Annotated in this window: 23 protein-coding genes and 1 pseudogene; 10 read left to right on the top strand and 14 right to left on the bottom strand. The window is 70.0% G+C overall.

Annotated elements, in window-relative coordinates:
• Positions 1–247: 247 nt before the first annotated feature.
• The gene (locus tag ACFIF2_RS33390) at positions 248–1,048 is read right to left on the bottom strand and encodes a crotonase/enoyl-CoA hydratase family protein (protein ID WP_395577026.1); all 801 of its coding nucleotides are present in this window, start codon (positions 1,046–1,048) and stop codon (positions 248–250) included.
• A 102-nt stretch (positions 1,049–1,150) separates the two neighbouring features.
• Here ACFIF2_RS33390 and ACFIF2_RS33395 point away from each other — a divergent pair, with 102 nt between their 5' ends.
• Positions 1,151–1,669: a winged helix-turn-helix transcriptional regulator gene (locus tag ACFIF2_RS33395; RefSeq protein ID WP_395577027.1), complete on the top strand. Its 519-nt coding sequence runs from the start codon at positions 1,151–1,153 to the stop codon at positions 1,667–1,669.
• Between the two features lie 166 nt (positions 1,670–1,835).
• Here ACFIF2_RS33395 and ACFIF2_RS33400 read toward each other — a convergent pair whose 3' ends face one another.
• Together ACFIF2_RS33400 and ACFIF2_RS33405 are read right to left on the bottom strand one after the other, a co-directional pair.
• Positions 1,836–3,053 (bottom strand): MFS transporter, encoded by a 1,218-nt coding sequence (locus ACFIF2_RS33400; protein WP_395577028.1) that lies wholly within the window; start codon positions 3,051–3,053, stop codon positions 1,836–1,838.
• Positions 3,050–3,640 carry a helix-turn-helix domain-containing protein gene (locus ACFIF2_RS33405; protein ID WP_395577029.1) on the bottom strand — a complete coding sequence of 197 codons (591 nt, stop codon included), beginning with the start codon at positions 3,638–3,640 and terminating at the stop codon, positions 3,050–3,052. The genes ACFIF2_RS33400 and ACFIF2_RS33405 overlap by 4 nt, the downstream gene beginning before the upstream one ends.
• Between ACFIF2_RS33405 and ACFIF2_RS33410 the strand changes: the two genes are divergently transcribed.
• Positions 3,639–4,160 carry a GNAT family N-acetyltransferase gene (locus tag ACFIF2_RS33410; RefSeq protein ID WP_395577030.1) on the top strand — a complete coding sequence of 174 codons (522 nt, stop codon included), beginning with the start codon at positions 3,639–3,641 and terminating at the stop codon, positions 4,158–4,160. The genes ACFIF2_RS33405 and ACFIF2_RS33410 overlap by 2 nt on opposite strands.
• 150 nt (positions 4,161–4,310) lie before the next feature.
• Here ACFIF2_RS33410 and ACFIF2_RS33415 read toward each other — a convergent pair whose 3' ends face one another.
• From ACFIF2_RS33415 to ACFIF2_RS33435, 5 genes are all read right to left on the bottom strand, one after another.
• Entirely contained in the window at positions 4,311–4,574 is a 264-nt protein-coding gene (locus ACFIF2_RS33415) for a hypothetical protein (protein WP_395577031.1), read from the bottom strand.
• 444 nt (positions 4,575–5,018) lie between these two features.
• Positions 5,019–5,462 (bottom strand): hypothetical protein, encoded by a 444-nt coding sequence (locus ACFIF2_RS33420; protein WP_395577032.1) that lies wholly within the window; start codon positions 5,460–5,462, stop codon positions 5,019–5,021.
• Between the two features lie 1,204 nt (positions 5,463–6,666).
• Entirely contained in the window at positions 6,667–7,425 is a 759-nt protein-coding gene (locus ACFIF2_RS33425; RefSeq protein WP_395577033.1) for an SDR family NAD(P)-dependent oxidoreductase, read from the bottom strand.
• A gap of 25 nt (positions 7,426–7,450) precedes the next feature.
• The gene (locus ACFIF2_RS33430) at positions 7,451–8,797 is read right to left on the bottom strand and encodes an MFS transporter (protein ID WP_395577034.1); all 1,347 of its coding nucleotides are present in this window, start codon (positions 8,795–8,797) and stop codon (positions 7,451–7,453) included.
• 76 nt (positions 8,798–8,873) lie between these two features.
• Positions 8,874–9,458 carry a TetR/AcrR family transcriptional regulator gene (locus ACFIF2_RS33435; protein ID WP_395577035.1) on the bottom strand — a complete coding sequence of 195 codons (585 nt, stop codon included), beginning with the start codon at positions 9,456–9,458 and terminating at the stop codon, positions 8,874–8,876.
• A gap of 664 nt (positions 9,459–10,122) precedes the next feature.
• On the opposite strand from ACFIF2_RS33435, the gene ACFIF2_RS33440 reads away from it, so the two are divergent.
• The 5 genes from ACFIF2_RS33440 to ACFIF2_RS33460 all read left to right on the top strand — a co-directional run bounded on the left by ACFIF2_RS33440 (position 10,123) and on the right by ACFIF2_RS33460 (position 16,835).
• Complete coding sequence (locus tag ACFIF2_RS33440) at positions 10,123–11,565, top strand: hypothetical protein (RefSeq protein ID WP_395577036.1); 1,443 nt, start codon at positions 10,123–10,125, stop codon at positions 11,563–11,565.
• Positions 11,566–12,283: 718 nt separating this feature from the next.
• Complete coding sequence (locus ACFIF2_RS33445) at positions 12,284–13,486, top strand: alpha/beta hydrolase family protein (protein ID WP_395577037.1); 1,203 nt, start codon at positions 12,284–12,286, stop codon at positions 13,484–13,486.
• Positions 13,487–13,835: 349 nt separating this feature from the next.
• Complete coding sequence (locus ACFIF2_RS33450; protein WP_395577038.1) at positions 13,836–14,735, top strand: sigma-70 family RNA polymerase sigma factor; 900 nt, start codon at positions 13,836–13,838, stop codon at positions 14,733–14,735.
• Positions 14,736–14,952: 217 nt separating this feature from the next.
• Positions 14,953–15,459 carry a carboxymuconolactone decarboxylase family protein gene (locus ACFIF2_RS33455; RefSeq protein ID WP_395577049.1) on the top strand — a complete coding sequence of 169 codons (507 nt, stop codon included), beginning with the start codon at positions 14,953–14,955 and terminating at the stop codon, positions 15,457–15,459.
• 113 nt (positions 15,460–15,572) lie between these two features.
• Entirely contained in the window at positions 15,573–16,835 is a 1,263-nt protein-coding gene (locus tag ACFIF2_RS33460) for an SGNH/GDSL hydrolase family protein (RefSeq protein WP_395577039.1), read from the top strand.
• Positions 16,836–16,963: 128 nt separating this feature from the next.
• Here the strand turns inward: ACFIF2_RS33460 and ACFIF2_RS33465 are convergent, their stop codons facing one another.
• From ACFIF2_RS33465 to ACFIF2_RS33475, 3 genes are all read right to left on the bottom strand, one after another.
• Positions 16,964–17,248, bottom strand: coding sequence for a hypothetical protein (locus ACFIF2_RS33465; RefSeq protein WP_395577040.1), 285 nt, complete (start codon positions 17,246–17,248; stop codon positions 16,964–16,966).
• A 978-nt stretch (positions 17,249–18,226) separates the two neighbouring features.
• The gene (locus tag ACFIF2_RS33470; protein ID WP_395577041.1) at positions 18,227–18,667 is read right to left on the bottom strand and encodes a DUF6010 family protein; all 441 of its coding nucleotides are present in this window, start codon (positions 18,665–18,667) and stop codon (positions 18,227–18,229) included.
• 158 nt (positions 18,668–18,825) lie between these two features.
• Entirely contained in the window at positions 18,826–19,554 is a 729-nt protein-coding gene (locus tag ACFIF2_RS33475) for a DJ-1/PfpI family protein (RefSeq protein ID WP_395577042.1), read from the bottom strand.
• 204 nt (positions 19,555–19,758) lie between these two features.
• On the opposite strand from ACFIF2_RS33475, the gene ACFIF2_RS33480 reads away from it, so the two are divergent.
• Positions 19,759–20,709, top strand: coding sequence for a GlxA family transcriptional regulator (locus tag ACFIF2_RS33480; protein WP_395577043.1), 951 nt, complete (start codon positions 19,759–19,761; stop codon positions 20,707–20,709).
• A gap of 259 nt (positions 20,710–20,968) precedes the next feature.
• Here the strand turns inward: ACFIF2_RS33480 and ACFIF2_RS33485 are convergent.
• A pseudogene (locus ACFIF2_RS33485) lies at positions 20,969–21,250 on the bottom strand (IS5/IS1182 family transposase); the annotation flags it as partial.
• Between the two features lie 452 nt (positions 21,251–21,702).
• On the opposite strand from ACFIF2_RS33485, the gene ACFIF2_RS33490 reads away from it, so the two are divergent.
• The gene (locus tag ACFIF2_RS33490; RefSeq protein ID WP_395577050.1) at positions 21,703–22,530 is read left to right on the top strand and encodes a S8 family serine peptidase; all 828 of its coding nucleotides are present in this window, start codon (positions 21,703–21,705) and stop codon (positions 22,528–22,530) included.
• 41 nt (positions 22,531–22,571) lie between these two features.
• A complete protein-coding gene (locus tag ACFIF2_RS33495; RefSeq protein WP_395577044.1) occupies positions 22,572–23,588 on the top strand; it encodes a hypothetical protein in 1,017 nt (338 codons plus the stop codon).
• 51 nt (positions 23,589–23,639) lie between these two features.
• Here ACFIF2_RS33495 and ACFIF2_RS33500 read toward each other — a convergent pair whose 3' ends face one another.
• On the bottom strand, positions 23,640–24,410 hold the full coding sequence (locus ACFIF2_RS33500; RefSeq protein ID WP_395577045.1) for a transposase: 771 nt from the start codon (positions 24,408–24,410) through the stop codon (positions 23,640–23,642).
• A 40-nt stretch (positions 24,411–24,450) separates the two neighbouring features.
• Positions 24,451–25,047, bottom strand: coding sequence for a hypothetical protein (locus tag ACFIF2_RS33505; RefSeq protein WP_395577046.1), 597 nt, complete (start codon positions 25,045–25,047; stop codon positions 24,451–24,453).
• Positions 25,048–26,053: the final 1,006 nt, after the last annotated feature.

The following is a 26,053-nucleotide window of genomic DNA, read 5'->3' on the forward strand; positions in this document are numbered from 1 at the left end:
CGTCCTGGCGGAACCTCGCCCACCCGGCGGGCGCCCGCTCGACGGAGAGATCGCGGTCGTACCCGAACAGGAGCCGCAGGGCGCGGCGGGCGCGGGTGAGGACGAGGCGTCGACATCCCGTGCGACCACATCCGGAACCGGCCGGGGGGCGCTGTTCCTTCAGCCGGCGGCCCGTGACCGTGAGGGGCGGGCATCGGGTCGGGCCTGCGCGGGCATCCGGGCGTGTGCGGCGCAGGCGAGACCGTGGTCAGCGGCCGGTGAAAACAGCGTCACGGCGCTCGACGAAGGACTGGATTCCCTCGGCGCCGTCGGCCGTGGTCAGGAGCTGGGCGATGTCGGGGCGCAGGCGCTCGATGGCCGCCCGGTCGCCGTGCTCCTGGGCCAGATGAGCAGAGCGCAGGGCGGTACGCACGCCCAGAGGCGCGGATTTCTCCGCGATGAGGCCGGCGATCTCGGTGGCCCGGGCGACGGCCGCCGGCCCGTCGTCCGTGACCTCCTGGACGAGGCCGATGCGGTGGGCCTCCGCCACGTCGAATTCCTCGCCGGTCAGGACCCAGCGCATGGCGTTGCCCCAGCTCGCCTGCTGCGGGAAGCGGAAGGTGGCGCCGCCGAACGGGTAGATGCCGCGGCGGATCTCGTACTGGGTGAAGCGTGCGTCGCGTGAGGCCACACGGATGTCGGCAGCGAGCAGCAGTTCGATGCCCAGGGTCATCACCCAGCCCTGCGCGGCCGCGACGACGGGCTTGGTCCAAGGGCCGTCCAGCCGCCAGGGATCGCGGCCGCCCTCGGGGAGCGGGAAGTCGCCCGTGGCGAGTTCGGCGCCGACGTCCACCATGTCCAGGCCGCCGGTGAAGTGGTCACCGTGGGCGAAGAGGACCCCGCACCACAGGTCGTCGTCGGCTTCCAAGAGCCCGTAGGCGGCTGCCAGCTCGCTGAGCATGTCCCGGGTGAAGGCGTTGCGCTTGGCCGGGCGGTCGAGGCCCATCAGCAGCACATGACCCTTGCGCTCGACGGTGACCGTTTCTGGGCGCGACTGGGCAGGATTCATCGCCCCTCCTCGTGAGTTGCATGATGAGACTTGCTTGACGGTAGGGGGTTGAGGGTCGTCGGGGCAAGTCCGTCTCATGGTGCAACTGATAAGGTCTGGGTCATGAGAAGGACCTCGTTCGCCGACTGGCCCTGCTCGATCGCCCGGACGGTCGACCTGCTCGGCGACGCATGGACCCTGCTGGTGCTGCGTGAGATCTTCTACGGCGAGTCGCGCTTCGACGGCTTCATCGACTCCCTCGGAATCGCCCGCAACACCCTGACCGATCGTCTCCGCCGCTTGGAAGGCGCAGGGCTCCTGGAGCGCCGCGCCTACCAGTCGGACCCGGTCCGCCATGAGTACCTGCCCACGGAGAAGGGGCGCGACTTCTTCGGCGTTCTTGCTGCCATCAACGCCTGGGGCGACCGCTGGCTGGCGGAGGACGAGGGTGTACCGGTGGTTATGCGGCACACCGTGTGCGGACATGACACTCGGGCCCGGGTGGTGTGCTCCTCGTGCGGTGAGCCCCTGAACGACGAGGACGTCACCGTGCGCACCGGGCCTGGCTACCCGCCGCGCCTGCTCGAAGACCCTCTCGTGAGGGGCCGCTTCGGGGCGGATGGGGCGCCAAGCCGGCGTTGAACAGCTCCCCGCAGGGTCGATGCGTGGGTGCTACCCGCACGCGACGGCCGTCGGTAGCGGTTCGCTGACGCTCGTTCGACGCTCCGCCTCCCGGACCGCTCGCTGAGCGCATGGAGGATGAAGAAGGACCGTCGTCCCGGTTCCGCAGGGTTCTGCGTTCCGGAAGTCATCTCTGCGAGCGTGCGGCGAGGCGACGGGCTGTGACACGGGTGGGCCCGCGCCGTACCTGCCGGGCTCCGATGCGTCCGAGGGCGGCGGCGAGGAGCAGCGCGGCGAGGGCGGTGAGGGCGGTGCCGTGCCAGCCGAGGATGTGGAGCAGGGGTGCGGCGAGGGCGCTGCCGATGGCGCCGGTCGTGAAGTACAGCACGAGGTAGATGCTGCTGAGGCTGCCGGACCGCTGGGGGTCGAGGGCGATGATGCGGCTCTGGTTCGCGGCCTGGGCGGCGAAGCAGCCGGCGTCGAAGAGGGCGAGTCCCAGTGCAGTGGCCGGCGGGGTGTTCAGGCCGGTGGCCAGCAGGGTGGCTCCGGCCGCGGCGCCCAGCATGCTGACGGTGATCACGGTGTGGGGGGTGTACCGGTCGGCGAGGCGGCCGGTGAGCGGGAGTGCGGCGAAGCCGAGGAGTCCGGCCAGGCTGTACAGGCCGATGGTCGTCGGGCCGAGGGAATGCGGCGGCGCGGCCAAGGTGAGGGCGAGGGCGACCCAGATGAGATTGAAGGCGAAGTACCACAGCCCGCCGGTGGCCACCGCCCGGCGCAGCTGCGGGAACTGACGCAGCAGCGGGGGAAGTGAGATGAGGGCGGCGCGGTAGGTGCGGTCGGGGCGGGGCCGCTGCCGGGGCAGGAGTGCGGCGGCGGCGATCGCGCCGAGCAGGACGAGGGCGGCGAAGGCGACGAGCATCAACCGCCAGCCGAGGATGTCGGTGAGTGATCCTCCCACCAGGCGACTGAGCAGGATGCCGGCCGACATTCCGGCGGCCACGGTGGCGACGCCGGTCGCGCGACGCCCGGGCGGGGCGTGGCGGCCCGCGATGTTGCCGGCCTGGGCGGCGACGCCGGCGGCCGCGCCGATGAGCAGGTAGGCGGCCAGGAGCACGACCGCGCCGGGTGCTGCCGCGGCGAGGACGAGGGCCGCGGCCAGGGCGGTGAGCTGTGCGGCCACCAGGCGGTTGGGGGCGAGCCGGTCGGTGAGGGGGAGCAGGAGGACGAAGCCGGTCATGCAGCCGGCGAGCGCGGCGGTGGGGACGAGGCCGACCACGGAGAGGGGGACACCCAGGTCCGCGGCGACCGAGGTGAGCGCGGGCTGGATGGCGTAGTTGTTCGCGATCGCCGTTCCGGCTGTCGAGGCGAGGAGGAACGTGCCGCCTCGGCGAAGGGGGCCGGTCATGGCTGTGCGCCGCGAGTGAGGATGACGGCGTAGCGGCACTCGGTGTCGGCGGTGTTGGCGAAGAGGCGCTCGGTGGGCTCGCCGAGTTCGATGGTGTCGCCCGCGTTGAGTTCGTGGACCGTGTCGCCGTCATGGAAGGTCAGGTGGCCGTCGAGGACCCAGACGACCTGTCGTACGAAGGCGAAGGCGGCGGCCGGATACGGTACTTGGGCGCCGGCGGGAAGGCGGATCTCGGCGATCTCCGCCGGGAAGTGCGGGCCGGTGATCTGGCGGCGCCGGTAGCCGGTCGCGGGGTCGCGCCACTCGGCCGCGTCGGCCCGGCGGCGCACTCCTGCGGGCGTGTCCGTGCCGTCCTGCGTTCCTTCGGCGAGGGCGAGCAGGGAGGCGACGCTGAGTTGGAAGGCGGCGGACAGCTTGCCGAGGACGACGGCGGTGGGACTGCTCTCACCGCGCTCGATCCTGCTGATCATGGCTTGGGAGACGCCAGAGGCGTCGGCGAGCTGGGCCAGGGTCCACCGACGCCGTTCCCGTTCGGTACGGACTCGGGAAGCGATCTGCCCCACCAGCGAGTCTACTATGTTGGACATGAATCCAATATACGAGAGAGGTCGGACGGTGACGGTGCGTTTGGCGCACCCGGGCGACGTGGAGGTCATCCGCGCGATCCGCAACCGCGCGATCGAGCACTCCACTGCCCTGTGGACGCGGACCCCGCAGTCACCCGCCGAGGGGGTCGCCTGGCTGGCCGCCCACCTGGCACGAGGCTCGGCGTTCGTGGCCGAGGCGGAGGGCGAGGTGGTCGGGTTCGCGGTCTACGGCCCGTGGCGGGAGCTGGACGGATTCCGCCACACAGTGGAGGACTCCGTATACGTCCGCGAAGGCCGCCACGGGCTCGGCGTCGGCTCCGCGCTGCTGACCGCCCTCATCGCCTCGGCACGTGAGGCCGGCCACCACGTCATGATCGCCGGTATCGAAGCCGAGAACACGGCGTCGGTCCGGCTGCACGAACGGTTCGGATTCCGCCACGTCGGCACGGTGCCGGAGGTCGGTACCAAGTTCGGCCGGTGGCTGGACCTGACGATCATGCGACTGCCGCTGACGGGATGAATATGGGGATGTCCACGTCACGTGGCTGTACGGGCTCGGAGAGGACGACCCAGGTGGTCTCGCCCCGTCCGGCCAGGCCCGCCGGACGCGCTCCTCGACCGCAGGCCGGCTGAGGGACACCAGGCGGCCCAGCTCGGCGAGGCCGAGGCGTCACCCCTGTCGTCGTGAGTGCCGGCTGGACCGTCGGCGCACGGTGAAGACGCAGGCGAGGATGCCGAGGGCCCAGGAAATCAGGAGGGCACCCCACAGCGGCATGGTCACCATGGGAATGAGGAGCCGGATCTCGACACTCGAACGGTTCTCGAAGATGAAGATCAGAGCGATCGCGGTGATCAGGATGAAGGGTATGAGGCGGCGGACAGCGGGGCGGGAAAGAAACGACCTGTGCGCCTTGTCTGTGCTTGCCTGAGTCATGAGGTGTTCCTCTCCATCTCATCGCCCCCACGTCCAGCGTTCCCTTGGGGCACGGATCGCGCCACTGAGAGGACCACGTCTGCCGGGTCCGGCTCCGGTCTCGCTTCCTGCCCGGGGCCCGGTTCTTCCTGACGGGGCAGGGGCCGGCCCAGTGCCAGTCGGGCTACGCGCGGCCAGTCGGCCGCCGGCCTCTGGGGCCTCGATCCACCGGGCCGGTGGCGCGGCACGCGGACCCGCAGGGCTCCAGATGCGCTGCGGAACACCACGGGACTGGCAGGTCGACGTACTCCCCGTCGATGCCGACCGGCATGGTGGCGGTATCGGTCTCGACGACGACTTCGTCGGCGGTGAGCCGGACGAGGCCCCGGAGTGCGGTCGACTCGCCAGGCGCGCCGCTTCGGCGGGCCGGCGACCCGGACGCACGCCACACCGAGGAGTCCCGTGTCACTGCAGGGCTCCCGCGCGGCGGCCCTCGGCGATCAGCGCTTCCACCAGTTGCGACTTCACGCCCGGTGCCAGGACGACGAGCGGTTTGGCGGACTGGTTCCGGTGGATCTCCATGCGGTGCGCTCCCATGTAGAGCTCCACGACCGTTGTCTGCTGGACACCGGTCACGTCGCTCCACACCACGCAATCGACCACTCGCCCGAAGCGGTTGGTCACGGCCACCCCCTCCGTCAGGAGGTAGCACCGGTTCGTGCCGAGCCGAGCGGTCAGCAGACGCCATCCGAACGTCACGGTGTACACCGCGACCACCACCGCCGTCGTCCAGGCGAGGTTCCCGTCGACCTGGTCGGGGGTGAAGATGGTGAGACCGGCCATGACGACCCAGAAGATCAGCAGGAATCCCCGAAACATCTGCAGCAAGGTGCCCGCGAACGGGGTCATGACGGTGTAGTCCCCTCGGATCGGACCGAGGCCCAGTCCGGACACGCGAGTGCGCACGATTCCCCCATCAGCCGGATCTGGTCCGAGCCCTGACGTGCGGTCGGCAAGACGGGGCATACCCATGCGCACAAGGGCTCGAACAGGCTTGGCCTGGGTCGTGACGGCTGGTGCGGTCGGTGCTGGACGTGCGGCGACGTCCGTCCCCGAACCGGGCGGTGAGCCGACGGACGTCAGCGCGGGGCACGGAAGTGGGGGACTGGCCGACGCGGTCGTCGCGAGCATCGCCGTGTATGTGGCCGCCACCTTCCCGTTCACGCCCAGCGGCGTCAGCGAAGCCGAACAGATGGCCCGCCGAACCGTGGCCCACCAACTCGCCGCCCACGAGGCCCTACCCGACACGGTCCGGGGTGCGGCGGCCGCCGCAGCAGTGGAAGCCATCGACGTGGGCCGGACCGCGTCAGCGCCCGGACCGCGGTGACCGACCGCGCCCGCGCTCACCGCGTACGACTGCCGCGCCGCGCGTGGAGCGTGGCCCATCCGTCCTCCCGGCGCCGCTGAGCACGACCCGCTCACTGACCCGTGCCGGGCGGTGCACGTGGACGCGGCGCCGTACGCTCCGGCAGACCGGTCCCCGGCGAACCGGTCGGGAGGCCGGCCCGGCCCGACCGCCGAGGCCAGAACCGCGACCTGAAGTACGTGGCGGACGGCCGTCTCAAGGGATCCGCCAGCCTTCAGCGCTCCTAGCGCCTGATCCCGGAGTCGGCGGGCACGTTGGCAGAAGCCGCGGCAGCGCCAACGCCTTATGGCGACACACGCGTGAGGAACCGATTCACACCTGCTCCAGCGACCCGGCCTTGTCCGCCGGTTACGGCAGCAGGTGCTTCATCTCGTCGGGAGGCAGACGGAGACGGGCCTGGCGGACTCACGCGACATGACGACGCTGCCGCAGCTCCCCGGTAGCTTCCGCGCGGCTGGTCGTCGGTCTCTGGCGTGCGCACACCCCGGCGACCATGAACTTCGCGGAGATCGTAGACGGCGGGGCGCCCGGCCTCTTCCCACTGCGGGAGCCGGTCGCGCAGGACGGCGAGACGGCGAGCCGGGGTGATCTGGCACATGCGCACCGGGAACGTCGACCTACCAGGAACTCGGCGACGCCGACATCCCCCTCCGGCCCGAGGGAGTCGGCACCCCGGCCTACGAGCCGTCAGGCCGATGCTCCGCTGTCGATGACCAGGTCGGTGCCGACGACCGCGCCGGCCGCGGGTGAGGCGAGGTAGAGCACCGCGGCCGCCACTTCGTCGGCCTCCGCGACCCGGCCCAGCGGGTTCTCTGTCTTCACCCGCTCGGCCCGGTCGGCCTCGGTCTCCCCGGGCCGCAGTGACATGGGAGCGGCGGCGGCGCCGGGGCTGACCGCGTTGATGCGGACGCCCTGGTGGATGTGGTCGAGAGCGGCGGCGCGGGTCAGCGCGGAGACCGCCGCCTTCGAGGTGATGTACGCGGCGGCGTTCGGGATCCGCAGGTGCGCGCCCAGGTTGGAGGAGACGTTGACGATGGCGCCGCCGCCGTTCTCCTTCATGTGCGCGATCTCGTGCTTCATGGCCAGCCAGACGCCGGTGACGTTGGTCCGCAGGACCATGTCCCAGTCCTCCTCGCTCACCTCGCCGACGGGTACGGTGCCCCGGAGTATCCCGGCGTTGTTGACCGCGATGTCCAGCCCGCCGAAGCGGTCGACGCTCTCGCGTACGAGGTTCTGGACCCGGCCGGAGTCGGTGACATCGGCGGTGACGGCGGCGGCCGTGCCGCCGGTGGCCTCGATGAGACCGACCGTCTCGTCCAGGAAGGCCGCCGTGCGTCCCGCGGCGACCACGGACGCGCCCTCGGCGGCGAAGGCGAGCGCGATGGCGCGGCCGAGGCCGGTGCCCGCGCCGGTGACGAGGACCGTCTTGCCGGTGAAGCGGTTCATTCTGGTGACTCCCTTGAGTGATGGACTACTTGGTGCGGTGGTTCAGGAGGGCCAGTACGGCGAGGGCGGCCCCCGTCGCGGCCAGGGACGAGGTGTCCCCGCCGAGCGTGAGCAGGCAGGCGAAGAGGGCGGTCGGGCCGCATTCCATCGCGGTGTTCAGCACCCCACCCGCGAGCCCGGTCTGCTGCCGCGGTACGCCTTCGGCGGCGAGAACGGCGGCTCCCGCGAACGCGGACGCGGCGCCGGCCGGCAGCAGCACCAGGCCCGGCAGCAGTCCGTACCCGTACCAGAGGTGCGCGTCGAGCCCGGTGCACGCGAGGAGGGCGAGCCCGGCCGCGCCCGTGCCCAGCCCGGCGGTCGTGACGGCTCCGGCCCCGTACCGGCCGATGAGCGGTCCCGCCGCCCGGCCCGAGGCGATCAGTGCGACGGCGAACGGCACGAAGGCGGCCGAGGTCTGCAACGGTGACCAGCCGCGGGCCTGTTGCAGGTGCAGCGAGAGCACCACGAACGTCATCGCGGTCCCGCAGGCACTCAGCGCGATGGCCGTGAGGGCGAGGGCCCGCCGCCGGTCGAGCAGGAAGCGGGGCGGCAACAGGGGGTCGCGGGCCCGGCGCTCGGTGTGCCAGAACGAGGCCAGCAGCGCGATCCCGGCGAGCAGCGGCACGAGCACGTCGGCCGACGACCAAGGCCGGGAGTCGGTGACGACGAGCCCGTAACTGGTGAGGGTGATCCCGGCGGTGGCGAGCAGAGCGCCCGGCAGGTCGAGGGCCCTGTCCCGGTCCGGTGCGGCGCCCGGCAGCAGCCGGGGTGTGAGGGCGAGGGCCGCGATCGCCACCGCGAGCGGTACCGCGAAGGTCCAACGCCACGAAAGCAACGCCGAGATGACGCCGGAGAGCAGGTTGCCCGCGGTCGCGCCGAGCACCGACAGTCCGCCCCAGGTGGCCATCGCCCTGCCGTACGCGGTGGGGGAGGGGAAGACGGAGCGCAGCACGGCCATGGCGGCGGGTGCGACGAGGGCCGCACCCGCGCCCTGTGCGAAGCGCGCCGCGAGCAGGGTTCCGAAGCCGGGGGCGAGCGGGGCGGCGGCCGAGGCGGCGGCGAAGAGGACGAGGCCCGCGGTGAGGACACGGCGCCCGCCGTAGCGGTCGGCGAGCCGTCCGCCGAAGAGCAGCAGCCCGGCGAAGGTCAGTCCGTAGGCGGCGCTGAGCAGGATCAGGTCGGCGCGCTCGAGGCCGAGTTCGCGAGCGATGCGGGGCAGTGGTACGGCGATCGCGGCGAGCGTGAAGATCAGCACGGTCTGGATGCTGCCGAGGAGGACGAATGCGCGTCGGTGTTGCATGGCGGTGGCGCGGTCGGAGCCCGTGGTGGTCATGTTCCCCCCGATATTTGACCGATCGGTTCATTATTCGGGTACGCGAAAGCGGCCCGGCGACTCTGCTCGGCGTGGTTCAGTCCAGCAGGGTCAGTGCCTGTTCGACCGCGTCCCGCACCCGGGCAGGGTCGTTCGACGCCTTGCCGACGACGCGTACACCCTGCAGCAGGACGAGCAGCATCCGGGCCAGCGCGCGCGGATCGCGGTCCCCGGGAAGCTCGCCCTGGGCCTGGGCCCGTACGAGTGCGGAGTGCAGGGGGGTCTCGACGTGCTCCCAGCTGATCTCGACCCGGCGGGCCGCCGCAGGATCGTGGGGGGCCAGTTCGGCCGCGGTGTTGGTGACGAAGCAGCCGTTCATCCGCCCTTGCGGGGAGGCGGCTTCCGCGGCGATGCGACGCACCATCGCCCGCACCGCGGGCAGTGCGGGGCCCGGCTGGGACAGCTCGGCCAGGAGGAGCTGGTCGCGCGTCTCGGTGTACCGGTCCATGGCCTTCAGGTACAGCTCGTGCTTGTTGCCGAAGGTCGCGTAGATGCTTGCGCGGCCGATGCCGAGGTGATCGACGAGATCTGCCATCGAGGTCGCTTCGTAGCCACGCCGCCAGAACAGCTCAAGGGCCGACTGCAGCGCGGCGTCCGGATCGAATTCCTTGGTCCTGGCCACGTCGAAGACCGTAACCTTAACTGGACCGTTCGGTCAATAATTGTGCGCCGTGGTCGGCCTTGGGCCTTGGGCCTTGAGAGGGAGGGATCCATGGGCGCGGCACTGTCAAGGTGGGGGTCCGGTACGGGATGCCACCTGTACGCAGCGCGTGTTCAGGGGTGGACCGGGTGGACCAGCGGTCTGATCGCCAGAGCCTCGGCACACCGGCTCGCGCTCGCCGGGCGGTCCCGGAAACGGACCAGCGGCCGGACGAAGGGCTGGAGAGTACGGCATCCGCTCCGACCAGGTCACCGGCCGCGTGGACTTCATCGCCAGCTCGCGCGCCCGCATGCCAAGGGCTTCCACAGCAGGCGGGTGACGTGGTCGTTGCCATGGCCGCGCAGACCCTCGTCTGGGACCTGTGGGAGCAGCTGAGCGCGACCGGTGGATGAGACGCGTGTTGCGCGGCCGGGTCATCGTTGGTCACACTCGGCGCATGGATCGCCACGCACACCTGAGCCGTCGACTCGACGTCGACCTCGCCTACGTGTGCTCGGCGATGTGTCACCGCGCCCTCTGAGGGCGGTGTTTCCCCGCCCGGCCGTGCCGGGTCTCTCCCCTCCCGCCGGGCGGAGTGCGCGCCGCTGTCCGCGTGTTCCCGCTCCCACCCCTGGACGGATGACCCATGCGCCTCGCGCCTCTCTCCCGTGCCGCCGTCGTCGCAGCGTCGACGCTGCTGGCCCTGACCTCCGCCACCTCCGCCCAGGCGGCGTCGCCGACCGGGCCGCTGCCTCCGGCCAACCCGTACGCCGGACCGCTGGGCACGGCCAGCATGCACGGCGACACGGCCTCCTCGGACGCCACCCCCCTGCCGGGGCCGGCCGCGGGCACCCTGTCCTCGCACCGCACCGCCCTGCAGTCCGCCTGCCCGACCGTGCTGGTGGGCGCGGACGGCTACCCGGTCGCGCTGTGCACCACCATCTTCGGCCGCACCCCCACCGTCCACCTGCTCGACCCGGCCACCGGTGACTCGCTCGCGGAACTGGCGCTCACCAAGGGTTCGCTGCTCGGCGGTGTCTACGCCTACCTCGACCACCAGGACCGGCTGGTCGCGGTCGACGGCAACCGGGACCTGCTGCGGGTCGCCCACCGCCGGACTGCCTCCGGCGGCTGGGAACTGTACGTGGCGAGCCGCCTGTCGCTCGCCGGCGCGGTGCCGGACGGCGACGCGGTGACCGGCGTCGCGCCCGACTGGGACGGCCGGGTCTGGTTCGCCACCGGCAAGGGCGTGGTGGGCACCGCCGACGACCGGACGGGCACGGTGCGCTCGCTGGCCCTGCCCGCGGGCGAGCAGGTGGCCAACTCGATCTCCACGGTGCCCGCGGGCACCGCCGTGTCGACCACGCACGCCACCTACCTGCTGACCGCCGCATCCGACGGCACGCCGCGGATCTCCTGGCGGAAGACCTACGAGCGCGGACCCGGCCGCAAGCCGGGGCAGCTCAGCTGGGGCACCGGCTCGACGCCCACCTTCTTCGGCCCCGGCAGCGGCACCGAGTACCTGACCGTCGTCGACAACGCCGCGCCCACCGTGAACCTGCTGGTGTACCGGGTGAACGACGGCTCCCTGGTCTGCTCGGTGCCGGTCCTGAGAGCGGGCGGCAGCGGCAGCGAGAACTCGCCGGTGGCGGTGGGGAACAGTGTCTTCATCGCCTCGACGTACGGGTACCCCTATCCGCAACTGCCGGAGGGGGCCGGGGAGAGCGTGCCCGCGTCCGGGGCCTTCGCGGGCGGCCTGTCGCGGGTGGACGTGCGCGCGGACGGAACGGGCTGCGACCTGAAGTGGGACAACCGGGTCCGTTCGGCGGCGGTGCCCCGGCTCTCCACGGCGGACGGCAAGCTGCGCACGGTGCTGCGGGAGCCGGTGATCCCGGGGACCACCTCCACGTCGGCCCTCGACCCCTACCACTACGCGGAGATCGACCCGCAGACGGGCGCGGTGACCCGTACCAAGTGGCTGGGCAGCGGCTTCGTCTTCGACACCCTGCAGATGGTCGGCTCGATCGCGCCCGGCGAAGTGGTCCTCCAGGGCACCACCACGGGCGTGCTGCGGATAACGGCCGGGTAGCGCGACGGAAAGGGCCCCGGCGGCACGGCCGCCGGGGCCCTTTCCGTCCACGAGGAAGACTTGCCGTTGCGGTCGGCGAGGATCCGGACCTCCACGGTGCGCACGGCAGGAAGGCCGGGGCCGGGTCGGTGAGGTTCCAGAGCGGCTCGCACCGCGCGCGTTACCGCGTCTCCAGCCCTGTCACCGGAGCACGGCGGCGAGGGGCGCGGTCACGGTTGCTGCGAGCGTCAGGACGGAGGCGAACGCGGTTGCGGCCCGCTGGATCGCGGTTGGCGGCGGCCTGGTCGTGAGTCCTTCGGACTCGAGTCTGCGCGGGTACACCAGCGCGACCAGGGCCCGCCGGTGCTGCGGCTGAACCCTCTGCCCCACCGTCGCACCCGGGAGAGCCCTCCAACGCACAACGCAGGCCCAACGCAGGCCCAAGGCAGGGCCTCGCCCATGTCGAACTCGCCACCGCAGAGGGCGTTTCATGATCGGGGCGCGTCAATTTCCCGGGGGAGTCGTGGCGTGGTCCGAGCGCGTGGTGATGCGCGATGGGGTGTGCGCTTGTCTGCCCTGCCCTGCCCTGCCCTGCCCTGCCCTGCCGGGCCCCGCCCTCGCGGTGTGCATGGCCCCGAACATGAGACCTGGGGCCTATCCGCCCCCTTCTGTAGCGGTACACGCAACTACCGCTTGCGAATGACGAGTTGTGGTGCGCGGACGCCTACGGTTCGGTCTCATGAAGCTACGACGTCGTGCCACCGTTTTCACCCTGCTCGTCCTGTCGTTCGCCCTGGTGCCCGGCACCCCCGGTATCGCCTCGGCCGCCCCTGTGCCCGTCCCGTCAGTCCGGAGCACCTCGGAGGCGGGGATCGAACTGCCGCGGCCTGCGGGCCGGTACGCGGTCGGGGTACAGATTCTGCGCCTGTCCGATCCTCGGCGCCGCGACCCGTGGGTGCCCTCGGCCCACAGGGAGCTGATGGTCTCGGTCCATTATCCCGCCCGTGCCGGAACAGGTGCTGCGGCGGCCTACATGACGCGGGAGGAAGCCCGGCTGCTGCTGGAGGCGCGGGGCCTGGCCGGTGTCGTGCCCGCCGAGACCGTCAGCGGTGTACGGACCCACGCGCGGGTGGACGCCCGTCCCGCGTACGGCCGTTTCCCGATGGTGCTGCTCTCGCCGGGCTTCTCGATGCCGCGCAGCACGCTCACCACGCTGGCGAACGACCTGGCGAGCCGCGGCTATGTCGTCGCCGCCGTGGACCACGCGTACGAGTCCGTCGGCACGGCCTTCCCCGGCGGGCGTGTGCTCACCTGTCTCGCGTGCGAGCGGGTCGACACCGACCAGGAGCGGGCGCGGGTGGCCGTCGGCCGGGCCCATGACCTCTCCTTCGTCATCGACCGGTTGACAGCGTTGCGGGCATCGTCCGGCACGATCCACGGGCACAGCGGTTTCCCCTTTGCCCGCATGATCGATTCCCGGCGGATCGGGGTGGCAGGGCACTCCATCGGGGGTGCGGCGGCCGCCGCGGTCATGCGGCGTGATCCGCGTGTGCGCGCCGGCGTGAACCTGGACGGCAACTTCTTCACTCCGCTGGCCGGGGCGGGCATGGAAGGGCGGCCGTTCATGATGATGGGCACCTCCGCCGCCCACGGGCCTACCGCCCCGGACAGCGACTGGCAAGGTGCCTGGACCCGCCTGGACGGGTGGAAGCGCTGGTTGACGGTTGCCGGGGCCGAGCACTTCAGCTTCACGGATCTGCCGGTCCTGGCCGACCGGCTGGGCCTCTTTGATCCAGCGGCGCCGCTCTCGGGCGAGCGCTCGTGGCAGCTCACACGGGACTACACGGCTGCCTTCTTCGACACACACCTGCGCGGTATGGCACGCCCTCTGCTCGATGGCCCCGCGGCCGACCGTCCGGAGGTCGCATTCCCTCGGATGTGACCGCGGGGCCCTGTCTGTCCGTCCGGCCGTGGGGAAGTGACCGCTTGCGTCCGGTGGACGCGGTCCTGCGCCGCGAGGTTCTCACGTTCTCGTTCCATGGCAGGTGACGGCACTGATGCCGTGGCGGCGGGGTCAGCCGGGGCGAGACGGCTGAGGTGCTCCCAGGACCGGTACAGATTCGCTTGGGCCTGGTCCATCTCCGGAGGTGGTCCGAGGCATCGCGCTGTCTGTCGCCGGGAGTAGACGCCTCCGCGTCCTTCTGTGTCGCCGGGCAACGAGACCGGTGGATGCGGCGTCACCTTTCGGGGGTGCGGTACGTCAGGGAGTCGACGCCGTCGAGGAAGGGATTGTGATCGTGCATCCACCTGAGTTTCTGGCCGTGCGGTTCGAGGAGCACCGGCCGCATCTTCGTGCGGTGGCGTATCGCATGCTTGGTTCCCTGGCTGAGGCGGACGACGCGATCCAGGAGACGTGGCTGCGGTTGTCGGGTTCCGAGGACCGCCGGATCGACAATCTGGGCGGTTGGCTGACGACTGTGGTCGGCCGTGTCTGTCTGGACATGCTTCGCGCGCGGAAGCGGCGCGGTGAGGAGCCGTTGGAGCAGCGACTGCCCGATCCGGTGATCAGCCGCGACGGTGTGGGCGGGGCCGACCCCGAGCAGCAGGCGTTGCTGGCGGACTCGGTGGGGCTGGCTCTGCTGGTGGTGCTGGAGTCGCTCAGTCCGGCGGAGCGGCTGGCGTTCGTGCTGCACGACCTGTTCGGGCTGCCGTTCGAGGAGATCGCGCCGATCGTCGACCGCACACCCGCGACGGCCAAGAAGCTGGCCAGCCGGGCCCGGCTGCGGATCCGCGGCGCGACGCCGCCTCCGGATCCGGACCGGTCCGCCGGGCGGCGTGTGGTGGACGCGTTCCTGACCGCCGCCCGCGGCGGCGACTTCGACGCGCTGCTGGCGCTTCTCGACCCGGACGTGGTGCTGCGCGCGGACGGTGGAGCACTCACCGGTGGCCTGCGGACAATTCGCGGTGCCGCCGCGGTCGCCGGGCAGCTCGGCACCTTCCAGCGGATGGCCGCCGCCGCCACCACACGCCCGGCCCTGGTCAACGGCTTCGCCGGCCTGGTGAACACCCTCGACGGGCAGCCGCTGTCCGTCATGAGTTTCACCGTCGCCGGTGGCAGGATCGCCGCTATCGACATCCTGTCCGACCCGGCACGGCTCGCCCGGCTCGACCTGGCGTCCGCCGAGGACTGACCTCCTTCACTGCCGGCCCCCGCCCCGATGACCGTGCGTCCTCGCGGCGGGGGCCTGTGTCGTTCACGCGCACGCCGCCCCGGCCTCGCAACCGGCCGAAGAAACCCGCGTCGGCCGGTCACCTTCGCCGCCCGGGCGTCGTCAGTGCAGTGAACGAGCCGATCGAGCCGACCGGCGAACAGCCCGCACCGACGAAGGGACACTCTCCGTGAACACGATGACCAACAACCTCGACACCCTCACCTCCCGGTTCTCGGACCCTCAGCAGTTGGTCCCCGAACTCGGCGATGTGAGCACCGCCCTGTTCAAGATCATCGGCAACGGGGCGGTCTCCCGCAGCACCGTCACCCTGGTCCACCTGCGCGCCGGGCAACTCGTCGAGAACACCTACCTGACGGTGATGCACACGGCCAATGCGCGCCGGGCGGGAGTACCGGAGGAGAAGATCGCCGCCGTCGCCTCCTGGAAGGACGCCCCCTACTTCACCCCGGCCGAGCGGGTGGCACTGGAACTGGTGGAAGCCGTGCTCATGCCTGGCGGGCACGGCCAGCGGGTCCCGGACGCCCTGTACGCGCGGGCGGCCGAGCACTACGACGCCACCGCGCTGGCCACCCTCGCCATGGCGATCGGACAGGTCAACTTCTTCATCCCCCTCGCACTGATCGGCAAGCCACTGCCCGGCGTCTCCATGGCCGAGCAGTGGCGTACGTCCTCGACCGACTAGCCCTGGGCACGGCCCCCGCGGGCCCGGCACGCCGCCAAGGCCGATCGCCGCCGGGCCCGCCCGCGTCTCTGCCCCCTCTCACCTGACCAGTCCAGAAAGAGAAGCGTCCAGCCATGAGTTCAACCCCATCCAGCCCGCCCGTACTCGCACACGTCACGCCCGCCCCCACCGCCGAGGCCATGTTCCCGACGTCCGGCCCCGCCGTCTGGCAGGGCGCCTGGACCACCCCCGTCATGCGGCCCTCCGCCGCGCCCTGGTTCGAGACGTGGGCCGAGCAGGGCTTCACCGACCAGTCGCTCCGGCAGGTCGTCCGCGTCCACTCCGGCGGCACCCAGGTCAGGATTCGGCTGTCCAATGCCTACGGCCCCACACCCCTGCACCTCACCGGCGCCACCATCGGCCGCACCGCCACCTCCGCAGCCGTACACCCGGACACCATGCGCACACTGCGCTTCGCCGGCTCCACCTCCACCACCGTCCCCGCGAAGGGACGTATCGTCAGCGACCCGGTCACCCTGCCCACCGAACCGCTCGAACGCCTCACCGTCAGCCTCTACTTCAAAGAAGCCACCGGCCCGGCCACTTACCACCAGCTGTCCATGACCACCACCTACCGAGCAGCCGGTGACCACCACCGCGACCCGTCGGCCACCGCCTACACCGACATGGTCCAGCCCGCCTACGGATCCTGGTACTACCTCGAAGGCGTCGAGACCTCCGGCAAGCACCGCCTGCCCCGCGCGGTTGTCACCTTCGGCGACTCCCTCACCGACGGCTTCGGTGCCACCATCGACGGCGACGACCGCTACCCCGACATCCTCGCCCAACGCCTGCTCGCCGCCGGCCGACCCCGCCCGGTCCTGAACGCCGGCATCGGCTCCAACAAGCTGCTGTCCGACTCGGCTCTCGGCGGTGATGCCGGAATCGCGCGTTTCACGCGGGACGTCCTCGACCAACCCAATGTCGGCGCGGTGATCGTCCTGATGGGCGTCAACGACATCCAGCAGACCGAAGCCCCGGCGCCCGGCCCCGGCCATGAGGCCACGCCGGTCACAGCGCAGCAGCTGATCGACGGGCACCGCACACTGATCCGCGCCGCCCACGCCGGCGGCGTCAGGGCCATCGGCGCCACACTCATCCCCTACCGGGGCGCGGCCGGCTGGTCCGCCGCGGGCGAGGTGATCCGCGCCCAGGTCAATCAGTGGATGAGAACCAGCGGCGAGTACGACACCGTCGTCGACTTCGCGTGCGCCCTGGACCCCGACGGCACCGGCAGCATCAGGAAAGACCTCCACACGGGCGACAACATCCACCCCAATCCCGCCGGATACCAGGCCATGGCCGACGCCATAGACCTGGCCGCCCTGGGGCGGTGAGGCGCGACCTTCTGCACGGGATGCCGTCTGCTCAGTACTCCGACGGAGGCCGACGACGCCGTCGACTGCTGTGTCGAATCCCCTCAGCCGTGCTCACGGCATGGCGTACCAGCCGTTATCGCCACCGCCTATCGACGGGTCGTGCGACTGGCGCAGTCGAGTTCGGCTGCGAGGGTCACAGCCATGACCAGACCCTTCGCCTCGGCGGAGGTCGAGGGGCGGGGCAGTTCCGAGAGCAGGAGGACAGCCCGCTCCTCCTGACCGGTCGCCGCGAGCGCGCCGGCCTCCATGCGCTTCGCCCTCCACCACGAGTGCGTTGCCGCACCGGGGTGGAGGCCGCCGCGTTCCCCGTCGATCAGCCGTACGGCTTCCTCCGCCAGACCCACCGCACGCCGGTCACCCGACTCGGCCACGACACGGGCGAGTGTCGCCAGGGCGATGCCTCGGTTCAGCGGGTGGAAGTCGCTGCGCGCCAGCCCTGTCGCGGAACCGGGTCCTGCCCAGTCGTCCGTGGACCGCCGGTACGTCCAGGTGCAGTACCTCGTTGTGGCGGGCCACCAGGTCGCCCGTCACCGCCAGCGCCGTCAGCGAGGACAGGTCCTCCGTGCCTGACCGGCGCACGTTGTCGTGGACCGCGGCGATCTCGGCTAGGCACGCCGCATCGTTCCGTGTCGCCGCCTGCAGCCGCGCATGCCGCGCGGGGTCCGTGGCGAGCGCGACGGCACGGTGCACATCGCAGGACGGGTCAGCGTCGCGGCCATGCGGCCGTAGGGCTGCAGCAGGTATGCCGGGGTGGTAGCCGGCCACCCCTGCCGGGTATCCAGCCGCCAGCTGTGCAGCCGTTCCCGGCGGAGCGCGAGGTCCTGGCCGAACTTCCGCCGGGCCACCGCGAGCAGGGTCTCGTGGGCCAGGACGCAACCGCGGTCGCTCGTGACAAGGTCCGTGCTGTCCCCGGACGGTCCCTTCGGGAGGGTGCCCCCGCGCCGCAGGAGCGGGCCGAAGCGGCTGTCCAGCAGGTGACGCGCGTGAACTCCGGCTTGCCAGTGTGGGCAAGGCTGCGCAGCTCGCCCGCACATGCTCCGCGTCCCGGAAGCGCGAACCGTCCTCGTCGGTACGCAGCCTGAAGCGCGGGAATCCCAGAGCGGTGCAGCGGACCAACGCGTCCTGCTCGCCGAACCGACCGTACTCTCTCCACAGGCAGCGTCTACCGGTTGTCGGCAGCCACTTGGGCGTACGCGGGCGGCCAGAGCCAGCACACCGCCTCGGCCGCCACGGCGTTCCGCTATTTCACCGTGGACCCGGCGGCGCTGATGGCTGCCGAGGTCATCTATGACGGTCCTTACAGCCAGTGCACCCCCAAAGGCCGACCGCCGGGTGTCGGTGCGGTCCTGTCAGGAGGGGGCGGAGACGTGATCGCGCGCGTGGTCTGCTGTCCGGCCGGGCCGGAAGCGGCGGCGACCGAGTGCGATCAGAGAAGGTCCTCCGCGGAAGCACCACAGGGCGATGACCGGATCACAGATGGCGCAGGCCAGAGATGCGTCGTGGTAGAACGGCAGAATCGGATTGCCCTTGAGGTGGTGGGCCATGTCCCAGGCCGTGTGGAGCAGCCAGCCGACGCCGATGAAGGCCCAGGAGTCCAGGCCGCGGTAGGCGACGTAGGCCATGAGTGCGACGAATGGGAGCTCCCACGGGCCGAAGCCGCCTCCGCTCAGGTAGGCGGCGCCGGCTCCGCCCACCATGATCGCGTTGAAGTGGCGTCGGTGCGGTTCTTTGATCAGGGACATCAGCAGGCAGTAGATGATGCCGACGATCACTGGTGACACAAGGTGCATGAGGAGATGACTTCTTCCTCCGGGGGCGAGCCGAATCGCCGCGGTCGAGCTGTCGCGGCGCGAGCACGACGTCCCGGCAGAGCGCGGTCCCGGGTGGGCAGGATCAGGAGTGTCAGTACGTTGGCGGCCGTCGCGGTCAGCGGGACCGAGGCGACCGGTCAGACGTCGGCGGGGGCGCGGCGCGGCGTTGCGTGAAACATACTCGCGGGACGGTGATCGGGCCGACGGCGACGGTTCCTTCGACGGACGTGCTGATGTACTTCCAGCCTGTGCGGGAGGATGGTCAGCGACTGGTCTGCGAAGGGCCGGACGCTCGGAGAGTGATGGACGTCGGACCCCTCGCGCGCAATACGGTGCCGCGCCGCTGGGGGGACATGAGTTCGTGAACGGCGTGCGCGACGCGGGCGCCACCTCGCGCTCCAGTGGGTGCACAGTGGGGCGTGACTCAGATCGAGACCGGAGGTGATGCCGGCGCCGGTGATCAGGTCGCCGTCGTCCGCGATGCGGGCTCGGACCGCGTGGGCGCCAGTGGCGTCCAGCATGTCGAGGCTCCCCAAGTAATGGGTGATGGCGTGACGTCCCTCCAGCAGGACGGCCATGGCCAGGACGAGCGAGCCGCCGCAGACGGTGGCGACAGTGATGTCCGGGTCGTCCCTTGCTTGTTCGAAGAGCGCAGGGAGCTCCGCGGTCAGCGTGCGACCCAGTGGCACCGGGATGAACTCGTCCTGCTTCCGCTCGCCGACGCCCGCCTCTTCTTCCGAGGCATCTCCGGGTTCGCCCACGAGGCCGGAGGCGCCGCGCACCAGAACCACGTCGACGCGCTCCAGATCGAGGGCAATGGCATCGAGTGGGTCGAAGCCGTCGAACGGGACGACCTGGGTGTGCATGGGTGTGGGGTTCCTTCGGCGTCGATTTCCGTCGGGACACTCCGAAGTCAACCCGTTTCCCGAGCGCTCGCCCAGTGGCACTAGTGACAGGTTGCGACGGAAAAGCGCCAACGCACATCTGGAAGCGTGTGGACTGCGCCGACGTGGACTTTCCGGAAGGTCGGCCCCAGGTCCGTCAAGCCGGTGGGGAGGTAAGTTCTGGCCATGCATACGGTTGCCGTGCTCGCGTTGGATCAGGTGATCCCGTTCGATCTGTCCACCCCGATCGAGGTCTTCTCCCGGACCCGCCTGCCCGACGGGCGGCCCGGCTACCAGGTACGGGTGTGCGCCGAGCGCGACGAGGTCGACGCCGGAGCCTTCACCCTGCGTGCCCCCTGGGGACTGGAGGGACTGCAGGGCGCGGACACGATCATCGTGCCGGGCGTCGCCGATCTCGCCGCCTCACTCACCCCCGCGGTGCACGACGCGCTGCGGTCGGCCGCTGCCGACGGCACCCGGATCGCCTCCATCTGCGTGGGCACCTTCCCCCTGGCTGACACCGGGCTCCTCGACGGACTGCGCGTCACGACCCACTGGCGCGCGGCCGGTCTGCTGGCCGCCGCCCACCCGGACCTCGAGGTCGACCCGGACGTCCTCTACGTGGACAACGGCCAGTTGCTCACCTCGGCCGGCGCCGCGGCGGGCATGGACCTGTGTCTGCACATGATCCGCCGTGACTACGGCTCGGCCGTCGCCGCCGACGCCGCCCGCCTGTCAGTGATGCCTCTCGAACGAGAGGGCGGGCAGGCCCAGTTCATCGTCTACGATCACGCACCCACACCCCGGGGCTCCGAACTTGAGACGCTGCTCACCTGGCTACAGGAAAACCTGGCCCGCGACCTCACCCTTGCCGACATCGCAGAGCGAGCCGGAACCAGCACCCGAACCCTGATCCGGCGCTTCCGCGACCAGGCTGGCACCACGCCGCTCCAGTGGCTCCACCGGGCCCGCATTCGCCAGGCACAGCACTTGCTGGAAACCACGGAGCACTCCGTGGAGCGCATCGGCAGCCAGGTCGGCTTCGGCTCACCCACCACCTTCCGCGACCGCTTCAAACGCACCACCGGCGTCAGCCCGCAGACCTACCGGCGCACGTTCAGTTGCACAGCCGAATGAGATGGCCCCTGTTGAGCTTGTTGGCATGGCGTCGTTGAGGGCTGACGGCGTGTGATCGTCGCGTATGCCGCTTGTACGCGGTATCTGCCGGGTGGTTGCTGACGTATGAACGGCAGGCGCTTCCTGAGCGGATTCGGATGAAGGCCGCCGAACGGTTCGGCGCCCACGCCTTCGACACCGAGGTCGTCGAGGACTTACGGGTGAGCGTTCGCTCCGTGGTCAGGTCGCGAGCCCGGCCCGGCAGCACAGGTGAGAGTCACAGCAGCCGACCGTCCGGATCGGTACGACCTGCACGTTCACGTCATGCCGGCGGTGTTTGGGGGAGTAGTCGGCCCGTCCGTCACCGATCCGATCGCATTCGGCGAGCGTGCCATCCAGCAGGTGAAGTCCGGTCGTGTTCGCGCAGGTACGCCAGTGCCACCATCGCGCGCTGAGACGGGCGGAGCCTGCACCGCAGGTCGCCCTCACGGCTCACGATAGGCATGGTGACCCGCTCCACGAGTGCATGAGGCAGGTCGAGTGCGGCAGAACAGACATCCAACGAGACCCCCGAGCAGCGTGATTGAGACGTCCGACATCTCGATCAACAGCCCGGGGACCTCACTCGTCGAGGCTCGCGAACCGTCACCTGACCGGTGGCCACCTCGAAGAAGCTCACTGAGTCCTATTTCACTGAGAAAACCTCATCAGGCGTACTTCTCCCGCGAGATCGGTGCCCACCTGCGCAGACGCGGCATCCGCGCGCAGATCCCGTACCGGGCCGACGACGGCCCAGAAAGTACGCCGAAGCAACGACAGCCCAGCTGATAATGATCACGGGGCATCACCGAGCGCACGGCAGGTCACACGCCGGCCGGACGTGCGCTCAGGGCGCGCGGCCCCTGGGAAAGGCGCGTAATCTGGAGTTACGCAGGGGGACGCATCAGACGGTGGTGGGTCGTGATTTCTGACGCCTATACCCCCAAGAATTCCCTTGCTTCTGTCGCTCATCTCATGGGAAGAAGCACGGGGGCGGCGACTCTGAGGGTCGGACTCGTAGACGGGCCGGTGATCGTCGACCATCCGGGACTTGGCCACGCGCAGATCAAATGGTCTTGTCCGAGAGATGTGGCAGAGCGGGACGCGGACGATGTCGCCGCTGAGCATGCCACCGCCACCGCAGGCGTATTGGTGGCCCAGTGCACTTCGGGTGCGTTGGGTATCTGTCCGGGAATCACGCTTATCTCCCGGTCCGTTTTCCGCTCTCCCGCAGCACGGTCTGCCGGTACCGCGACATGGCTGGACCTGGCTGATGCCCTTGTGGAGCTGACGGACGCCGGTGCACGCATCATCAACCTGAGCCTTTCCCTCACGATGGGTACGCCCAAGGAGCACCGTGCCGTCCAGGACGCGCTTGACCACGTGGCCACTCATGGTGCGACCGTGGTGGCTGCGGCCGGCAACGAGGGCGCAGTCGGCAGCACGGTCGTCACCCGTCACTGGTCGGTCCTACCCGCCGTGGCCTACAACCTGCGAGGGCGACCTGCACAGGGGTCCAATATCGGACGCTCCATCGGTCAACGGGGCGTCGGCGTGGTGGCGGACGGATTGATGAGCCTGGGCGCACACGGAAGGATCCGACCGTTCGGCGGGACCAGTGCGGCGGCTGCCGTCGTCACGGGCGCCGCGGCCCTCATCCTGTCCGAGCTTCCGAGGACCAGGCCGGACGAACTGATCTTCGCCATGAAAGGAGCGCTGTCGCACCGCATATCGGTCGTGCCTCCTTTGTTCAACGCCTGGCGCGCATTCGAGACGTTGTACACAGCACGTAGCTGGCAGTAGCCCTGATCACCGAATCGATCCAGGAAGAAGGCGGTGAGCTCATGGACGAGCCCACGGAGTTCCCTGCGGAGTCGCCCCCCGTTGCACCCGGCCCATTCGTCGAGCATGCGACGAGCAGCGGGACGGTTCCCCCTACCGGAGTGTCTGCCTCTGGCGTGAGCCTCGCATCATCGGCTGTCCCGGAATCCTCGCAGCGACACGAAACCTCGCCTTGTGGGTGCGGTGGTTGCGGCCATGGCGCCACTGCGGTTGACAGTCCGGGACGTCCTTCCGAGGCGTACCCACCGTTCGTGTACGCCGTGGGCCGACTTGAGCCCCGCATTCCCAGCCTGGGGATAGAAAAGGAGTTCGCCCAGGCGACCGGCCGTGCCGAAACGACCAACCTGACGGACAGGCAGGCTCTGCATGCCGTCCTGTCGGATCACCAGAGCCGCTATCTCGCCAAGCACCTGTGCTACGTGCTGGTGACCCAGGGGATCGACACCTACATCCTGCGCCCGCGCGATCCGGCAGACTACGCCGTGCTCGTGGATGCTATCGGTCCGTCACCGCAGGCGAACGATATCCACGTGGTGGTCGGACTACGGGGTCTCTTTGCCCCACCCGATTTCTGCAACGGCCTGATGCTTCCGCTTGTGGCGTTCGATCAGATATACGCCTTCGACGCAGACTCGCTCGTCGCGAATCTTCCCAAACCGGACGACGTCGACGAGGACTCGTTCCGCTCAGCATCCCGGGAAGTTTCACGCTCGTGCCGGTTGATGAAGCCGAAAGTCCCAGAAAAGTCCCAGAGCGCTCCCACGGCTGACGGATGCTCTTTCGGCTATACCCGTCGGTTTGCGCTCCAGGCATCGTCACCGGCTTCGAACAGGCCGGCCACAAGCGCCACGGCTGTGACGGACGGCGTATACGCGGGTCACCGCTCCAGGCGTCCGCTCCCTCGACGGCCTGCTGCTCCTGCCCAACCTCAAGCGGTTCAGAGGCACCGGCGACTTCTGGCCCCCGGAGGTCCTGCGGGAGCGAGGGAAAGCGACGGACGGCTAAGGGTTGTCCCGTAAATGATCTCCGGGTCGCCTCGGGCATGGTTGATCACGGTGAAGCCCGTTGATCTATCCGGTGAGGACGAGGTTGTGTATCCGGGCGATGCCGAGCATGGCGTGGTGGACGCCGTCGCCTTTGAGGCGGCAGTCGCGGAGGATCTTCCAGGTCTTCATGCGGGCGAAGACGTGCTCGACCCGTGCCCGGACCTGCTTGTGGGACCTGTTGTGATCCTCTTTCCAGGCTGGGAGTTCGGTCTGGCCGCGCTCCCGGCGGTGCGGGATGACGAGTCCGGTGCCCGGGTAGCCGCCGTCGGCGATCGTGAGGGTCTTGCCGACGGCGGCCTTGACGCCGGACTCCTCCCATGCCTTGCAGTCGCTGCGGTTCCCGGCGAGCGGTCGGCCGACCACGACGATCAGGCGGGTGACGGCGTCGATGACGACTTGGTGGTTGGTGGAGTACCGGTAGTTCTTCGACCGCTCGGCGATGGTGTGATCCCGAGTGGGGACCAGGGTGCCGTCCACGATGAGCACAGTGTTCTTGGCGAACCGCTTGCGGGGCCGAAGCGCGAGCAGGGGGCCGAGGTGGTTGATGACTCGGCCGGCCGTGGACTTCGAGACGCCGAACAACGGAGCGAGCTGTCGCAACGTCAGGTTGGTACGCCAATAGGCCGTGACAAGCAACACCCGGTCCTCCAGCGGCAAGCTCCACGGTCGGCCTCGGTGGACTGCATCTGCTCCATCGCGCCGCAACGTGGTCAGCAGCTTGCCGAAGCAGCGCGGGCTCAGCCCCGCGAATGGGGCTATCCAGGACGGCTCCGAGGCCGTGATCACACCAGGCACGACAAAGATCATTTACGACCGGCACCATCTGGCGGCAGTCTCAGCCGAGGAAGTCCTTCCAGAACGGCACGGACGCCTGCGGAGCCCAAAGCGCATCCTCGTCAACCTCACTGAACTCGCGGTCGATGTAGTCGGCCAGATCGTGGCCGTAGCAGATGATGTCGGTTCCCCACACCGACAAGACCGGATGTCCCGGGGGGTGGCGACCCGCAGGTATGAAGCGGTGCGCGTATACGGGAACGAGTTGCGGCGCTTGCGCAAGTACCGCTCGGGTCACCTCCACGGCCTCATCATTGGTGGCGGGACGCGCCCCCAAGGCCGGATGCCAGCTGCCATGAGCGATGTCGGCCAGCACTTCTCGTGCCGGCCGCTCCAGCCGATGGCGCAGGTCGTCTACATCCGCGTGACGCCAGTCGGGCCAGGGCTGCTGCCACGTCGCGCCTTCCTCGGGAGGTGAGGCAACCGGCAGCCCTCCCGCCAGGAAGGCACGATGCTCTGGGGAGAACTCAAACCCATAGGTCGCCTCGATCCGGCTGAACTCTTCATCCGTGAGCCCTGGAGCTATCTCACAGCAGTCCGCCTCAGCCAACCGCCGCGCGGCCTCCGCACCCAACCGAGCGCCATCAGTGTCGATCACTCCGGCACCGTACGCGCACTGCTCGCACGGCATCGCCACTTTTCGAACCCCGGCATGGGCTTCCAGGTCATTGCGGGACAGCCCTTAGCCAGGCACTGCCATGGTCGGCGGACGACACCTGGGAGCGGCTCGGCTCCCGCAGCCGGTCCGGGCAAACGCCGGCCTGGAGGGCGGATCGTCTGGTCGGTGGTCGGCGCCGACTCGATGTTCTGCCGGGCGCATCCGCACGCGGCCGGTTCCGCAAGGCCCGGCCACAGGTTCGAAAAGGGAACGAGGCCCCGGCGCCAGCGCCCCGGCGACGGGTCCGAACGGTCCCGGGGCGGGGTGACCTGCATGCTCCACATCGCCGGCGAAGGCGGCTGCAGCCGTATGGCCCTGCTGCTCACGCCGAGCCAGTAAGGCGATGCCCCGCAGATGGAGCGCAACCGCCGCTGTGTCGATGAATCCCGTTACGGGCACGGTCCCGGAGTCGAAGGACCCGCGGGCCAACTGTCGGCGCGGTGACTGCGCGGGCGGCAGGCCCGCCGGGTCGGACCGCGACCGCTGCCCAGCGACCCATAAGATCGATGCATGACCTGCTGTTTCGTGCACAGCCGTCCAGGCCGACACTTTTTCGATGACGCATCATGTGGAGTGCGTCGCGATCCTTGAGCCTGCCGATAAGGGCCGTTGACCTGCGGCTTTACTCGGTGTGCGGGATGTGCGCTATGCGCGTTACGGGCGAAATCTTGACGCTCAAATGACGCTCTCCGAGGTGTCTTGACGCTCATTTGACGCTCGTTCTGATGGCACGTCAGGTGCATTTCGGGATGCTGTGACCTGGGCTGAAGCGTGGGCTGAGGAACGTGCGTGGGCGGCCACGGTCCTGCCCGATGGGTAGCGCACCTCGGATCGTCGGGTGGGTTCGCTTGTCGGCGCGTACGGTGTGTGCCACGTCTGACCGTGTACCTGCGCCGTTCGAGGAAGGTGGCGATGCCGCCGTGCCGAGCGATTCACCGTCGCCTTA

It is taken from the genome of Streptomyces sp. BK79 (assembly GCF_044142145.1).
GTDB lineage: Bacteria > Actinomycetota > Actinomycetes > Streptomycetales > Streptomycetaceae > Streptomyces.